Origin of the sequence: Kitasatospora sp. NPDC004669, from assembly GCF_040609455.1 — a bacterium.
Taxonomy (GTDB): Bacteria; Actinomycetota; Actinomycetes; order Streptomycetales; family Streptomycetaceae; genus Kitasatospora.
Window position 1 is genome coordinate 236,583 of sequence record NZ_JBEXKB010000003.1, and the last position, 13,604, is coordinate 250,186.

A 13,604-nucleotide genomic window follows, 5' to 3' on the forward strand; every position below is an offset into this window, starting at 1 on the left:
TGTTGAGAGTGGCGAGGGGTGGGTTCTCCCCCTTTCCCTTCTTCTCCTTACTTCCTTCCGCTCCTTTCGCAAGTGCCTCCGCCGTCCCCCGCTCTCCTCTCGCCGACCCGGCCCCTAGCCGAGGCCGCACCGCGGCGGCAACCCCGGATCACCCGGGAGGCTTACGGCGTAACAGAGTTGGACCGCATCGGGTGGTCAGCGGTGACCGGCCGCCGGAACGGTTCGTTGGTCGCTGCGGCACACCGCACCACCGATCCGAAGAGGTCCCGCCATGTCCGAACCCTCTGCCACGCCGCAGCTCCCGAGCAGCCCGACGGGCTCGGCCACCGGCGCCGCGGCCGGGCCCGCGACCCCCAAGAGCCTGCTGGAGCAGATGCAGGAACTGCTCGCCTCGGTGACCGCGGACCTCGCGGAGCTGCAGTCCGGCACCCGGGGCGCCGCCCCGGGTGCCGCCTACCCGGCCGCCACCGAGGCCTCCGAAGCCTCGGCCGCGCCGGGCACGCGGTAGTCCGGCACCCGCTCCTTCGCCGTCGGCCCGTCAGCGCCCGGCGGGCCGAGCCGGACCACCAGTAACGGCGAGCCTCGGCCGGCCCGTTCGGGCTCCGCCCCGCCGAGCGCCGTGGGCTCCGCTCCCCTACCCCGACCCACCGCCCCGCGCAGCCGCACGGCCACGTCCTTGCACTCCGACACCGCGTCCACGCCGTCGATGCACGTCCAGTAGAGGCTTTCGGTCTCGGCCCCGCAGGCGAGCACCACCAGCGTCTCCCCGACCTCCCGCAGCAGCTCGTCCAGCGCCTCCAACGCCGGTTCCGGCTCGCCGAGTTCGGCGAGCCGCCCGGCCCGTCCGCCGCTCACCAGGGAGGCCTTGGCAACGGACCGGTCCAGGCAGACCGCCGCGTGCGCCGCCGCCTCGGAGAGCTGCTGGCCGAGCCCGCTCAGCTCCTCGTCCTCCGACTCCGCCAACCTGGCGCCCACCGCCTCGGTGAGCAGCGCGGCCTGCCGCGCCTCGGCCAGCACGTCCGGTACGTGCCTGGCCTCGGTCAGCGCGTACCGGGCCGTCTTGATCAGTCGCAGCGCCTCCATGGACCCCGCTCCTTCCGCTCGCTGTCGCCGTCGCCCCCGACCGCAGCCGGGGCGGTCGAGTAGTCACGGCGAAAGCGTGCGGGGAAGCGGGCCGATCCGCATCCACCGATTCCGAAGCTGTGGAAAACCCGGGGGTGTGGATAACTTCCATCCCTCACAAGGGTGATCAGCCCACGTCAGGATTGACGTCGGCCGCCCCTCCCGGCACCGGGAAGCGGTGCTCGTTGCGCTCGATCTTGGCCGCGAGCGCCTCCAACGGATCCACCCCGACCACCGTGCAGAACTGCACCAGGTACGCGAGCACGTCCGCGACCTCGTCACGCACCCGGTGGGCCCGCTCCGGGTCGGACATCACCGCGGCCGCCTGCTCGGGGGTGAGCCACTGGAAGATCTCCAGTAGCTCCCCCGCCTCCACGCTCAGCGCCGCCGCCAGGTTCTTCGGCGTGTGGTACGGCTCCCAGCTCCGCGCCGCCGCGAAGTCCACCAGCCGCCGACGCAGGACCTCCAGCGTCAGCTCCCCGGCCCCCGCCGCCTCCGCACGGTCCGCCGACCCCCCGGGCCCGCCCGGCTGCCCCGACCTCGTCACTCGCTCGTTCACGCCTCCAGGTCTACCGCATCCGCGTCCCCCGGCACCGCCGGAGCACCCCCACCCCCGCCCCCATCCCCACGCGCACACTGCACCGGCACCCGCGCCGCCTCCGGCCGCAGCACCGTGAACCCCGACCCCGGATCGCGCCGGCACTCCACCAGCGCGGCCTCCCCCGACCGCTCCCCGCCCGCCCCGAGCGCCGCCCGCGCCGCCGCCGGCTCCTGCAGCGCGGCCACCACCCGCAACTGGTAGCGCCCCGCCATGTCCCGCGCCAGCCGCAGCAACGAGGCGGTCTGCTCGGTGGCGAGCCCGGCCCCGAGGTCCTCCGCGAGCACGGTGAGCTGCCGGTGCGCCCAGGGCACCTCGGCGGCCACGTCGAGGTCGAGCACCCCGGCCCCGGTGAGCAGCACCGCCGCGAAGGCGAGGTGGCGCAGCATGCCGTCGGAGGCCTGGTCGGCCCCGGTGCGCCCGAGCACGCCCTCGTCGAAGACGGCGAGCACCCGCCGCACGCCCCCGCTCTCGCGCTCCGCGAGGGTGAGCCCGAGCAGCGGGTGCGGCGCGGCGGCCTGGACGGCCCGCAGCAGTCGCCCGTACCGGCGCGGGCACTCGTTGTTCAGCCGGTTGATCACGGCCGAGATGTTGGCCGCGTTGCTGCGCAGCCGGGCCTGCGGATCGGCCTTGGCCCAGCCGCGCATCAGGGCCGGGACGGGGTGCAGCGGGAAGACCTCGCGCAGCGCGGTGAGCAGGTCCTCGACGGCGGCCAGGACCAGCCGTTCGCCGGTGGAGGAGCCGGCCACCCGTAGCGGCAGCTGCGCGGTGATCATGGTGCCGCTGGGGAGCGGCGCCCGGATGTCGCCCTGCCGGGTGTCGTTGTGCCAGCAGACGTTGACGCGCCGGTTGCGCACGTCCTGCTCGCCGGTGTCCACCAGCGTCCGGCCGTCGAGGCTGAGTGACTCCCGGGCGATCCGGACCGGACCGTCGGTGCGGATCACCAGGTCGAGCCGGATCCGGCCGCGCGGTGAGCGGACGGTGCAGCCCAGGATGACGGCGTCCCGCCCGTGCGGCACGCACCCGTCCAGGCCTCCGCGCACGGGCGTGGCGAGCGGGCCGGCGCGGTCCGGAAGCCCGTCCAGGGAGTCGGCGATCTCCTCGCCGAGGGCGAGCCGGGACAGCACGGCCAGCGCGTCTAGGGCGTTGGACTTGCCCACCCCGGCCGGCCCGTGCAGCACGGTGAGCGGCGCGAGCGGCAGGACGGCGCGCCGGTACGACTTGAAGGCGGTGAGCCGGAGCTCCTCGACGGTGGGACGTGGCACGGGCGGCCGGTCGGGCCCCGGAGTGCCCGGTCGCAGATGGGCCGGCCCGGCGGGCGCGGCGGCGTCGCGGTTCACCCGTCGGACGTTAGCCGCAGCCCGATCGGGAGAAACGTGCCTGCTCGGCAAGTTCATCCCAACGTGGCGACCGGGCCACACATGGGTGACCCAGGACCCGCCCACGGCCTGTCGAGAACCTGCCCACGGCAAGCCTGCCCACAGACCGTGCCCAACGCCCGCCCGGGGCCTGCCTACGGCCGCCGGTAGCTCGCCACCGTCACCGAGGCGGTCACCCCGACCGGGTCCGGCAGCCCCGCCAGCGCCGCGTCGAGCCGCTCCCGGTCGGTGTGCCAGGCGCTCGGCCCCATGCCGACGACGGTACGGACGTCCTGCGGCGCCAGCCGCAGGGTGAACTCGACCTCCCGCTGCTCCACCGGTGTCAGGTAGGGCCCGAGCTTCTCGTCGATCCGGCGCTGCTTCTCCTCGTCCACCGACAGCAGCCCGAGCGCGGCCACGAGTTCGCGCAGGTGGCGGGCGGTGGGCGAGACCAGGAGCAGGGTGCCGCCGGGGCGCAGCACCCGCCGGATCTCCGGTCCGCTGCGCGGCGCGAACACGTTGAGCATCAGGTCGGCGGAGGCGTCACGCAGTGGCAGCGGGCGCCAGGCGTCGCAGACCACCGCGCCGATCCTGGGGTGGGCCTTGGCAGCGCGGCGCAGCGCGAACTTGGAGATGTCCAGGGCGGCTCCGACCCGGCCGGGCAGGGCGTCGAGGACGTGGGCCAGGTAGTGGCCGGTGCCGGCGCCGAGGTCGGCGACCAGGCCCTCGGGGGCGACGGCCGTGGCGGCCTCGGCGAGGGCGTCGGCGATCGGCCGGTAGTGGCCGGCGGCGAGGAAGTCGGCGCGGGCGGCGACCATCTCGGCGGTGTCGCCGGTACCGGTGTGGGCGTCGCCGGCGAGGAGGCTGACGTAGCCCTGCTTGGCGAGATCGAAGCTGTGCCCGGCGGGGCAGCGCAGGCTGCGATCGTGCCGGGTGAGGGCCTGCGCGCAGTGGGGGCAGGCCAGGTAGGGCTCGATGTCCTGCAGCAACGTTCCGTCTTCTCTCGCCGTTCGCCCCGGCCGTTCGGGGCCCGGCCAGCCTAACGACCCCGGCCCGCCAAACGACCCCGGCCCGCTGAGACCCGCCCCCGCTCCGCGGCCATCCGCAGCGCGAGCCCGGCGAGCGCTTCCGGCGCGCCGGGCCGCCCGCGCACCCCCGGGAAGGCGTTGACGTCCACGATGACCGGCTCGACGGCCCCGTCCAGCAGGTCGACCCCGTAGACGTCGAGCCCGAACACCTCCCCCACCCGCAGCGCGAGCGCGGCAGGCACGGCGGGCGGCTCCCACTCCCCCGCCATCCCCGGTTCCCCGTCGTCCGGGGACAGTTCGGAGCGCCGCCGAGCCGCGAACACCCGCCCGTCGACCACCCAGAGCTTCTGGTCCCAACCGCTCCCGGGCAGGTACGGCTGCGTGACGACCTCCTCCTCTCCCCAGTGCTCGACGAGCTCCCGCAGCCTGGCCGCGCCGTCGACCCGCGCGACCAGGTCGTGCCGCCGGCTGTGCCGACTCTTGACCACGAAGGGGTGACTCGGCGGCGCGAGCTCGGCCAGCCGCCCGGCCGCGACGGTCGCCGCGAACGGCAGCCCGGCGCCCCGGGCGAGCTCCGCCATCCGCACCCGGTCCTGGCAGAGTTCGGTCGCCGCCGCCGAGTTCACCACGACCGCGCCCCGCCGCTCCAACTCACGGGCCAGCGAGAGCGCTTGCGGCGTGCGGGCCTTGAGCAGGTAGACCTCGGCGGGCTCCCCCACCGCCCCGCCGGGCGGGACGACTTCCACCTCGCACCCGCGCCGCACCAGCAGTTCTGCGGCGGCCGCGAGCACCGGGTGCCCCGGATCGCGCGCGATCAACCCGATCCTCACAGCAACTCCCCTTCCACCAGGCCGAGTCGGCCGTACGAGGCGCCACCGGCCGGCACCAGCGCGGGCGCCGACACGGCGGTCCCACTGCGCGCGAGGCGCAGCACCGCCCGGGCGACCCGGGCCACCGCGTCCGGCACCTGCCGGAAGCTCGGGAAGTCGTTGACGTCCACCACCACCGGCCCGTCCGGCCCGAGCAGCACGTCGAGCCCGTACAGGTCCAGCCCGAACACCTCGCCGACCTGCGCCGCGATCCGCGCCACGCTCGTCGGCAGCGGCACCTGCCGCTCGCGCACGCCCTGCCCGGGGTGCAGCGGGGAGGAACGTTCCGTCGCGAAGAACTCTCCGTCGACGCAGTACACCTTGAGGTCCGTCCCGGAGTTGGGCACGTACGGCTGCGCGATCAGCAGCCCCTCCCCCGCGAGTTCGGGCCCGAGGCCGGGCAGGTCGTCGGGCCCGGCCACCAGCCGGACGCCCCGCCCCGAGCTGCCGTCGGCCGGCTTGACGACGAGCGGGTACTCCGCCGCCGGCATCTCGGCCAGCCGTTCCCAGCGGGCGGCGGCGTAGGTGACCGGGGCGGGCAGGCCGTGGGTGCGGGCGATGACCGAGGCGAGCGCCTTGTCCCGGACTCCACGGATCGAGCGCACGTCGTTGACGGCGGTCAGGCCGACCGCTGCGGCCGCCTCCAGCAGGGTGAGCCCGGGCCCGCCGGAGACAGTCTTGAGCACCCAGGCGTCGTGGCTACCGGCCCGCACCGCCTCGGAGATCGCCATCAGCGAGTCCCCGGGGCGTAGCACGTCCACCCGGTGCCCCCACGCGCCGAGTTGACGCGCCACGTCCAGCGGCATCCCGTCCCGCCGGTAGTGCTCCTCCACCAGAAAGCAGAGCCTCATGGGCCTGTCTTCCCCCTTGCCTCGCCGAGTGCGGACGTCCGCCGTCCCCCTCGGCAGAGCTGTGAAGCGTTCAGCATGCCCGACGTATACGCACAAGATCACCGCGGGCCGGTAAGCGTTCGGCAACAATCCACGACCCGCGGCCCCGAGCGTCCCGGCAAATCGGTGGCGGCCCGGCAACGCCCCTGCTTGGATGCACGCCGTGACTTCTGCTGATCGTGCTCCCGGCGACCGCGCCCTGCTCGACGAGATCGAGCGCTACTACGACACCGTGCCGCGCAGTGCCGCCGACGCCGAGGACTTCGGCCCGCTGACCCTGTTCGTCCGCAGGGGCGGCATCGGCTGGCAGTACTACGCCCGCCCGACGCTCGGCCACGACGGCCCGGCCGCCACCGCCGCCGACGTCCGCAAGGTACTGGAGCGGCAGCGGGAGGTGGGCGCGCCGGAGGCCTTCGAGTGGGTCGCCGAGCAGAACCCCGAGCTGCGCGCGGCCGTGGAGGCGGCCGGGCTGACGGTGCATGAGCACCCGTTGCTGGTACTCGGCCCGCAGGAGGAGTCGGCCCCGGCGCCCGAGCTGCCCGAGCGGGTCGCGGTACGGGTGCTGGCCGCGGACGCCCCCGAGCTGGCCGACGCGGTCGCCGTCCCGCACGTCGCCTTCGGCAACCCGGGCACCGCCGCCGGACCCGCCGGGGCGGCCGAACTGGCCGAGAGTGCGGCGCGGTTGACAGCCGAGGGCGGCGTGGCGCGGATCGCCCGGCGGATCACCGACGGCGTCACCGTGCTGGCCGCCGCCCTGGACGGCGCCGAGGCGCTGTGCGCGGGCCAGCACAACCCGGTGGGCCCGGTCACCGAGGTGGTCGGGGTCGGGACGCTGCCGTCCGCGCGCCGTCGCGGCCTGGGCCTGGCGGTCACCACGACCCTGGTGGCGCACGCCCGCGCCAACGGCGTGCGGACGGTGTTCCTGTCCGCCTCCGACGAGGACGTCGCCCGGATCTACCGCCGGGCCGGCTTCCGCCCGTTCGCGACGGCCCTCATCGCGGAGCCCTGATCGCGGAGCCCTGGGCGGCAGCGGCGAGGACGGGGCTCCGGCGGTCAGTCGTCGTCCTCGTCCTCGTCGTCCGCCCCGCTGACGCCCTCCCCCTCGGCCTCGTCGACCACCCAGGCCGCCAGCCGTTCCGCGACCCCGGACACGCCGAGCCGTCCCTCCCGGATGGCCCGGGAGAGACTGCGCACCTCGCGGGCGGTGGTGGCGACGGTGCAGCCGCTGGCGACGAGGTAGGCGTAGGCGACGGCGGTCGCGTAGAGCTCGTTGGTCTTCTCCAGGGCCGGCACCCGGATCAGTTGGTGCATCAGCGCGGCCGCGCGGTCCTGCGGTTCGGGGTAGACGGCGATGTCGAAGATCTCGGCCTGATGCCGGGTGACGGCCGCGAGCAGCGAGCCGTAGTCGGTGACCTGCGGGTCACCGGGCGTGTACTGCTCGGCGGTCATGAGCAGCCAGGAGAGGTCGACCTCCAGTTTCAACGACGCACGTCCTGGAGTTCGCCCGGCTCCCCGAACTCGGCGAGGAACGCCGTCTCGTACTCCTTCATGAACTGCGCGGCCGCGTCGACGAAGGCCCGCCCGGACTCACCCATGTCCTGCTGGACCAAGCGCTCGATGTACTGGTTCATGCTGATCCCCTGTTGCTCCGCCCGTTCCCGGGCCATCTCCGCGGTCGTGGCGTCCACTCGGACGTTCAGCTGCTTCTTGCCCATGCCGTTCAAGCTAGCGCTGAAGTGCTAGCACAACAAGGGCGCGCGCACACCGCCCGCACACCTGCCGCACGCCCCCTCGCAACCTCCCGTCCGTGAATCCGTCACCGAAGCCCCCCACCGGACCCGCCGGGGACGGCCCAGCTCACATACCCGCCCCGGCGCTGCCCCACCCCACCGGGACGAGCGAGACTTGAAGAGTCCTTCAGCATCCGGGACTCTGAACTCTCCTGAGCGTTCCCCCGAGCGGCACCGACCGGTGTGGAGGCCGGCAATGACAGCCATGTTCGACCAGGAGCTGCGCGAGCAGCTCGCCCAGGCCCGCCGGGACCTCGCGACGGCCCGGGCCGAAGGGGACGCCGACGGCGTCCAGGCGTACGAGGGCCGGATCGCCGGGCTCCTCCGGCTCGCCGCCCAGCACGGCATCGACCTGCCGCACAGCGCCGAGGAAGAGGAGCACAACGAGTAACCGCGCCCCGAAACGCCGAGAAGACGGCCCCCGTACGCCACGGGGTGCCGCCTCCTCGAACATCGGGGGTCACTCCCCGGTCGGCTCCAGGATCGCCACGCACTCGAAGTGGTGTGTCATCGGGAACAGGTCGAAGGCCCGCAGCGAGACCGGACGGTAGCCGCCCTCGCGGAAGAACTGCAGGTCCCGGGCGAGCGCCGCCGGGTCGCAGGCCACGTACGCGATCCGGCGCGCCTCCAGGCCGACCAGGTGCGCGACCGTCTCACGCCCGGCGCCCGCGCGCGGCGGGTCCAGGACGATCAGGTCGGTGGCGGTGATGCCGGTGCGCGGCAGCAGCGTCTCGACCCGGTCGCACTCGATCCGCACGTTGTCCAGCGCGGCCAGGTTGTGCCGGGCGTCGACCACGGCCTGCTTGGACGACTCGATGCCGAGCACCGCGCCCTCCTCCCCGACCCGGTCGGCCAGCGCGCCCGCGAACAGACCGACGCCGCAGTACAGGTCGAGCGCGTTCTCGCCCCACTGCGGGTCCAGGCCCTCCAGCACCGCGTCGACCAGGGTGTCCGGCGCCTCCGGGTGGATCTGCCAGAAGCCGCCGTTGCTGACCCGCCAGGTCCGCCCGGCCGCCCGCTCACGCACGAAGGTGCGCCCGTGCACCCGGTGGATGTCGCCCTGCTCGTCCACCCGGGCGATCGACACCGGCTTGTCCAGCTCGACCAGCGGCAGCTGCGCGCCGGGGCGCGGGGTCAGCACCACCTGGCGGTCCGAGGAGCCGGTCGCGGCGACCGCCTCGACGGTGGCCACGCCCGGCCAGTCGCGGGACTCGATGCCCAGCTCGGTGACGCCCTCGGCGGCGATCAGGCAGCGGTCCACCGGCTGCACCTCGTGCGAGCGGTGCTTGCGCAGGCCGACCTTGCCGGTCTCCGCGTCCACCGCGTACTGCACCCGGGTGCGCCAGGCCGGCACCTGCCCGGCCGGCAGCTTGCCGCCGACCGGCTCGACGCTGCCGTCCCAGCCCGCCTCGGCCGGGGTGAGCCCGGCCAGCTTGGCCAGCTGCTCGGTCAGCACCGCAGCCTTGAGCTTGCGCTGCCCGCCCGGGGTCACGTGCTGCCAGTCGCAGCCGCCGCACTTGCCCGGCCCGGCGAACGGGCACGGCGCCTCGATCCGGTCCTTGGCCGGCTCCAGCACCTCCATCGCGTCGGCCCGCAGGAACCGCGAGGTGGTGGTGCCCTCGGTCACCAGCGCGACCACCTTCTCGCCGGGCAGCGCGTGCCGGACGAACAGCACCCGCCCCTCGTGCCGGGCCACGCAGTGCCCGCCGCCGTGCGCGACCGCACCGACCTCGACCTCGTAGCGCTCCCCGACCAGCGGCTCCCCGGACGGCTTCTCCGGCCGCCGCGCGGGCGCCGCGGCAGCGGTGCGCAGCGCCTTCGGCGGCCGCACCGCCTGCTTGCGCGGCGCCTTCCGGCCCGCCCCGGCGGCGGCACCCTTCTCTGCGCCGGCGGGCTTCTCGGCCCGGGCGGGCTTCTCGGTGCGCGCGGGCTTCTCGGTGCGCGCGGGCTTCTCGGCGGGGGCCTCCCCCGGCACGATCGGCGCCGTGCTCGCCGTCAAGCCGTCACGGTCGGTGGCCTCCGGGCGGTTCGGCCGGCCCCAGCGCGGCCGGGACACCTGCCCGGGCTGGGAGCCGCCCCGACGGGCGCCGCCCTTGCCGGAGGCGCCGGAGGAGCCCTTGGAACGGGGCGGAGTGTTGCGCGTCACTGGGAGGAGTCCTTAGCTGCGGTCGGAGGTGACACCGGCGGTCTCACCGGTGGAGACGGAATCCTTCGACTTTACGGCCTTCGGCGCCCGGGGCTCGCCACGGCGGACGGCACCCGGCGGCGACCAGGCCTTCTGCGGCCGGCGCCGCTCCGAGGACTCCAGCTGCCAGGGGACCGAGGTGACCATCACCCCGGGCTTGAACAGCAGCCGCCCCTTGAGCCGCAGCGCGCTCTGGTTGTGCAGCAGGTGCTCGTACCAGTGGCCGACCACGTACTCGGGGATGTACACCGCGACCACATCGCGTGGGCTGCTGCGCCGCAGGTTCTTCACGTAGTCCAGGACCGGCCCGGTGATCTCGCGGTACGGCGAGTCCAGCACCTTCAGCGGCACCTCGATGCCGCGCTCGTCCCACTCCTGCCGCAGCGCCGTCGTGTCCGCCGGGTCGACGTTGACGGTGATCGCCTCCAGGGTGTGGGCATGGGCCAGCCTGGCGTACGCGAGGGCCCGCAACGCCGGCTTGTGCAGCTTGGAGACCAGCACGATCGCGTGCACCCGGGTGGGCGGCACCACGTCGTCCGGCTCCTCGGCGGCGGTGAGTTCCTCGGAGACCCGGTCGTAGTGGCGGCGGATGCCCTTCATCATCACGAACAGCACGGCCATCGCGGCGATCGCGATCCAGGCGTGGCCGATCTTGGTGACCAGCACGACGATCAGCACGGCCATGGTCATCACCAGGCCGAAGCCGTTGATCGCCCGGCTGCGCTGCATGCGGCGGCGCTCGGCCGGGTCGGTCTCGGTGCGCAGCAGTCGGGTCCAGTGCCGGATCATGCCGGACTGGCTCATGTTGAAGGAGACGAAGACCCCGACGATGTAGAGCTGGATCAGCCTGGTCGGGTCCGCGTCGAAGGCGATGATCAGCAGGATCGCGGCGATCGCCAGCAGGATGATGCCGTTGGAGAAGGCCAGCCGGTCGCCGCGGGTGTGCAGCTGGCGCGGCAGGTAGCGGTCCTGGGCCAGGATCGAGCCGAGCACCGGGAAGCCGTTGAAGGCGGTGTTGGCGGCCAGCACCAGGATCAGGCCGGTGACGGCGGCGACGAAGTAGAAGCCGGGCGTGAAGTTGTTGAAGACGGCCTCGCTGATCTGGGCCAGCGCGGTCTTCTGGTGGTAGTCGGGACCGGAGCCGACCAGCTGCTCGGCCGGGTTCTCGGCCATCTGCACCCCGGTCAACCGGGCCAGCCAGATGATGCCCATGAACATCACCACGGCGATGGTCGCCATCATCAACAGCGTGGTGGCCGCGTTCTTGCTCTTCGGCTTGCGGAAGGCCGGCACGCCGTTGGAGATCGCCTCCACGCCGGTGAGCGCGGCGCAGCCGGAGGAGAAGGACTTCAGCAGCAGGAACACCATCGCGAAGCCGGCCAGCGAGCTGTTGCCGAGGGTCGCGACGAGGTGGAAACCGGAGCTCTCGGCGGGCATGTCCTGGCCGAGCACGTAGTGCCGGAAGACGCCGTAGCCGACCATCCCGATCACGCCCGCCATGAAGGCGTAGGTGGGCACCGCGAAGGCACCACCGGACTCGCGCACGCCGCGCAGGTTCATGCCCATCAGCAGCACGACCACGACCACCGAGACGATCATCTCGTGCCCGCGCAGTGAGGGGACGGCGGAGACCACGTTGGCGACGCCGGAGGTGGTGGACACGGCCACGGTCAGCACGTAGTCGACCATCAGGGCGGCGGCCACCACCAGGCCGGCGGCCGGCCCGTGGTTGACGGTCGCGACCTCGTAGTCGCCGCCCCCGCTCGGGTAGGCGTGCACGTTCTGTCGGTAGGAGGCGACCACGGCGAGCATCACGATCGCCACGACGAGGCCGATCTGCCAGGAGAAGTTGATCGCCGAGGCCCCCGCGACGGAGAGCGTGAGCAGGATCTCCTCGGGGGCGTACGCGACCGAGGAGAGCGCGTCCGAGGCGAAGACGGGGAGCGCGATCCGCTTGGGGAGAAGGGTTTCCCCGAGCTTGTCACTGCGCAGGGCGCGCCCGATCAGGAGGCGTTTCGGAAGGTCAGTCGGCATAGGCACGTTAAGGAATCGTAGGGGTTTGCCCGTAGGGCTTGCGCCGTTTATCCCCCCCTTCGTCGCGACTGCGTTCGGTGGACCGGCTAGCGTGTCGGATACGAGTCGACGGGCAACACTGAGGTTGTCGAGCGGTGTCCGGCCGACGCCCCCACGAGAAGGCTCGTCCCGGAAAGCCGGGCGGGAAAGGGAGATGAACGGTGTTTGCGCAGGTCAAGAACCCTACGGGACGGGTGAGGTAGCGCCGGTGCACATCGTCATCATGGGCTGCGGCCGCGTGGGCTCCGCCCTCGCGAGAACGCTGGAGAAACAGGGCCACTCGGTGGCTGTGGTCGACCAGGACCCGACCGCGTTCCGCCGGCTGGGCGCCGGGTTCAACGGACGCCGGGTGACCGGGGTCGGCTTCGACCAGGACACCCTGCGCGAGGCGGGCATCGAGGAGGCCGGCGCCTTCGCCGCCGTCTCCAGCGGTGACAACTCCAACATCATCGCCGCGCGGGTGGCCCGGGAGACCTTCGGCGTCGAGAACGTCGCGGCCCGGATCTACGACCCCCGCCGCGCCGAGGTGTACCAGCGCCTGGGCATCCCGACCGTGGCGACGGTCCGCTGGACCGCCGACCAGATGCTGCGCCGGCTGCTGCCGAGCGGCGCCGAGCCGCTGTGGCAGGACCCGAGCGGCGGCGTGCAGCTGGCCGAGGTCGCCTACCACCCGAACTGGGTCGGCCACCGGATCAGCATGCTGGAGGAGGCCTCCGGCACCCGGGTGGCGTTCGTCACCCGGCTCGGCGAGGGCGTGCTGCCCTCGCCGCAGATGGTGGTGCAGGAGGGCGACCTGGTGCACGTGATGCTGCGCCGGACCGACCTGGCGGCGGTCGAGGCCGCGTTCGCGCAGGGACCGAAGGAGGAGGGTCACTGATGCGGGTCGCCATTGCCGGGGCCGGTGCCGTGGGCCGCTCGATCGCGGGCGAGCTGCTGGAGAACGGCCACGAGGTCCTGCTCATAGACAAGAACCCGAACTCCATCTCGGTGGAGCGGGTCCCGATGGCGGAGTGGCTGCTGGCCGACGCCTGCGAGATCACCTCGCTGGACGAAGCAGCGCTGCAGCGCTGCCACGTGGTGATCGCCGCGACCGGCGACGACAAGGTCAACCTGGTCGTCTCGCTGCTCGCCAAGACCGAGTACGCGGTGCCGCGGGTGGTCGCCCGGGTGAACAACCCGAAGAACGAGTGGCTCTTCAACGAGTCCTGGGGCGTGGACGTGGCCGTCTCCACCCCGCGCCTGATGTCCGCCCTGGTCGAGGAGGCGGTCAGCGTCGGCGACCTGGTCCGCCTGATGCGCTTCAGCCAGGGCAACGCCAACCTGGTCGAGCTGACCCTCGCCGGCGAGGCCGAGCTGGTCGGCACCCGGGTGGGCGACGTGACCTGGCCGCAGGACACCGCCCTGGTGAGCATCATCCGCGAGGGCCGGGTGCTGGTGCCGAGCAAGGACGACACCCTGGAGGGCGGCGACGAGCTGCTCTTCGTCGCCGCCCAGGAGCGCGAGGAGGAGCTGGAGCAGCTGCTCTCGGCCACCTCCGGCGCCCAGTAAGGACGCGCAGACACGGCGGAGGGGGCCCCCCCCCCGGGGGGGGGGGCCCCCCCCCGCGGGGGGGGGGGGGGGCGGCGGGGGGCGCGGGGGCCCCGCGGCGTCCGGGAGGGGCCATTTTGGGGGGGGGGCGGGAAGCGAGGGGT

At 73.6% G+C, this 13,604-nt stretch carries 15 protein-coding genes; 5 read left to right on the forward strand and 10 right to left on the reverse strand.

Annotated elements, in window-relative coordinates; translation table 11 throughout:
* Positions 1–271 precede the first annotated feature (271 nt).
* Complete coding sequence (locus ABZW30_RS04665) at positions 272–508, forward strand: hypothetical protein (protein ID WP_355669570.1); 237 nt, start codon at positions 272–274, stop codon at positions 506–508.
* Here ABZW30_RS04665 and ABZW30_RS04670 read toward each other — a convergent pair.
* The 6 genes from ABZW30_RS04670 to ABZW30_RS04695 all read right to left on the reverse strand — a co-directional run bounded on the left by ABZW30_RS04670 (position 454) and on the right by ABZW30_RS04695 (position 5,826).
* On the reverse strand, positions 454–1,083 hold the full coding sequence (locus ABZW30_RS04670; RefSeq protein ID WP_355669571.1) for a DUF6099 family protein: 630 nt from the start codon (positions 1,081–1,083) through the stop codon (positions 454–456). The genes ABZW30_RS04665 and ABZW30_RS04670 overlap by 55 nt on opposite strands.
* 166 nt (positions 1,084–1,249) lie before the next feature.
* Positions 1,250–1,597 carry a nucleotide pyrophosphohydrolase gene (locus tag ABZW30_RS04675; protein WP_355669596.1) on the reverse strand — a complete coding sequence of 116 codons (348 nt, stop codon included), beginning with the start codon at positions 1,595–1,597 and terminating at the stop codon, positions 1,250–1,252.
* An 80-nt stretch (positions 1,598–1,677) separates the two neighbouring features.
* Positions 1,678–2,985: an ATP-binding protein gene (locus ABZW30_RS04680; RefSeq protein ID WP_355669572.1), complete on the reverse strand. Its 1,308-nt coding sequence runs from the start codon at positions 2,983–2,985 to the stop codon at positions 1,678–1,680.
* 248 nt (positions 2,986–3,233) lie between these two features.
* Positions 3,234–4,067, reverse strand: coding sequence for a putative RNA methyltransferase (locus ABZW30_RS04685; protein ID WP_355669573.1), 834 nt, complete (start codon positions 4,065–4,067; stop codon positions 3,234–3,236).
* A 50-nt stretch (positions 4,068–4,117) separates the two neighbouring features.
* On the reverse strand, positions 4,118–4,936 hold the full coding sequence (locus ABZW30_RS04690) for an alpha-L-glutamate ligase (RefSeq protein ID WP_355669574.1): 819 nt from the start codon (positions 4,934–4,936) through the stop codon (positions 4,118–4,120).
* Positions 4,933–5,826, reverse strand: coding sequence for a hypothetical protein (locus ABZW30_RS04695; protein ID WP_355669575.1), 894 nt, complete (start codon positions 5,824–5,826; stop codon positions 4,933–4,935). The genes ABZW30_RS04690 and ABZW30_RS04695 overlap by 4 nt, the downstream gene beginning before the upstream one ends.
* A 202-nt stretch (positions 5,827–6,028) precedes the next feature.
* On the opposite strand from ABZW30_RS04695, the gene ABZW30_RS04700 reads away from it, so the two are divergent.
* Entirely contained in the window at positions 6,029–6,874 is an 846-nt protein-coding gene (locus ABZW30_RS04700) for a GNAT family N-acetyltransferase (protein WP_355669576.1), read from the forward strand.
* A 44-nt stretch (positions 6,875–6,918) separates the two neighbouring features.
* Here ABZW30_RS04700 and ABZW30_RS04705 read toward each other — a convergent pair whose 3' ends face one another.
* Entirely contained in the window at positions 6,919–7,347 is a 429-nt protein-coding gene (locus ABZW30_RS04705) for a fic family toxin-antitoxin system, toxin component (RefSeq protein ID WP_355669577.1), read from the reverse strand.
* Entirely contained in the window at positions 7,344–7,580 is a 237-nt protein-coding gene (locus ABZW30_RS04710; RefSeq protein WP_196947319.1) for a toxin-antitoxin system HicB family antitoxin, read from the reverse strand. The genes ABZW30_RS04705 and ABZW30_RS04710 overlap by 4 nt, the downstream gene beginning before the upstream one ends.
* Before the next feature lie 271 nt (positions 7,581–7,851).
* On the opposite strand from ABZW30_RS04710, the gene ABZW30_RS04715 reads away from it, so the two are divergent.
* A complete protein-coding gene (locus tag ABZW30_RS04715) occupies positions 7,852–8,046 on the forward strand; it encodes a hypothetical protein (protein ID WP_355669578.1) in 195 nt (64 codons plus the stop codon).
* A gap of 69 nt (positions 8,047–8,115) precedes the next feature.
* Here the strand turns inward: ABZW30_RS04715 and ABZW30_RS04720 are convergent, their stop codons facing one another.
* Entirely contained in the window at positions 8,116–9,468 is a 1,353-nt protein-coding gene (locus ABZW30_RS04720; RefSeq protein ID WP_355669597.1) for a class I SAM-dependent RNA methyltransferase, read from the reverse strand.
* Positions 9,469–9,813: 345 nt separating this feature from the next.
* Entirely contained in the window at positions 9,814–11,880 is a 2,067-nt protein-coding gene (locus ABZW30_RS04725; protein WP_355669579.1) for an APC family permease, read from the reverse strand.
* 241 nt (positions 11,881–12,121) lie between these two features.
* Between ABZW30_RS04725 and ABZW30_RS04730 the strand changes: the two genes are divergently transcribed.
* Positions 12,122–12,790, forward strand: coding sequence for a TrkA family potassium uptake protein (locus ABZW30_RS04730; protein WP_355669580.1), 669 nt, complete (start codon positions 12,122–12,124; stop codon positions 12,788–12,790).
* On the forward strand, positions 12,790–13,461 hold the full coding sequence (locus ABZW30_RS04735) for a TrkA family potassium uptake protein (protein ID WP_355669581.1): 672 nt from the start codon (positions 12,790–12,792) through the stop codon (positions 13,459–13,461). The genes ABZW30_RS04730 and ABZW30_RS04735 overlap by 1 nt, the downstream gene beginning before the upstream one ends.
* Positions 13,462–13,604 lie beyond the last annotated feature (143 nt).

Excerpts from the sequence above, each read along its gene's own strand:
- ABZW30_RS04665 (WP_355669570.1), top strand. The coding sequence starts at position 272 with ATGTCCGAACCCTCTGCCACGCCGCAGCTCCCGAGCAGCCCGACGGGC.
- ABZW30_RS04670 (WP_355669571.1), bottom strand. The coding sequence starts at position 1,083 with ATGGAGGCGCTGCGACTGATCAAGACGGCCCGGTACGCGCTGACCGAG.
- ABZW30_RS04695 (WP_355669575.1), bottom strand. The coding sequence starts at position 5,826 with ATGAGGCTCTGCTTTCTGGTGGAGGAGCACTACCGGCGGGACGGGATG.
- ABZW30_RS04710 (WP_196947319.1), bottom strand. The coding sequence starts at position 7,580 with ATGGGCAAGAAGCAGCTGAACGTCCGAGTGGACGCCACGACCGCGGAG.
- ABZW30_RS04715 (WP_355669578.1), top strand. The coding sequence starts at position 7,852 with ATGACAGCCATGTTCGACCAGGAGCTGCGCGAGCAGCTCGCCCAGGCC.
- ABZW30_RS04735 (WP_355669581.1), top strand. The coding sequence starts at position 12,790 with ATGCGGGTCGCCATTGCCGGGGCCGGTGCCGTGGGCCGCTCGATCGCG.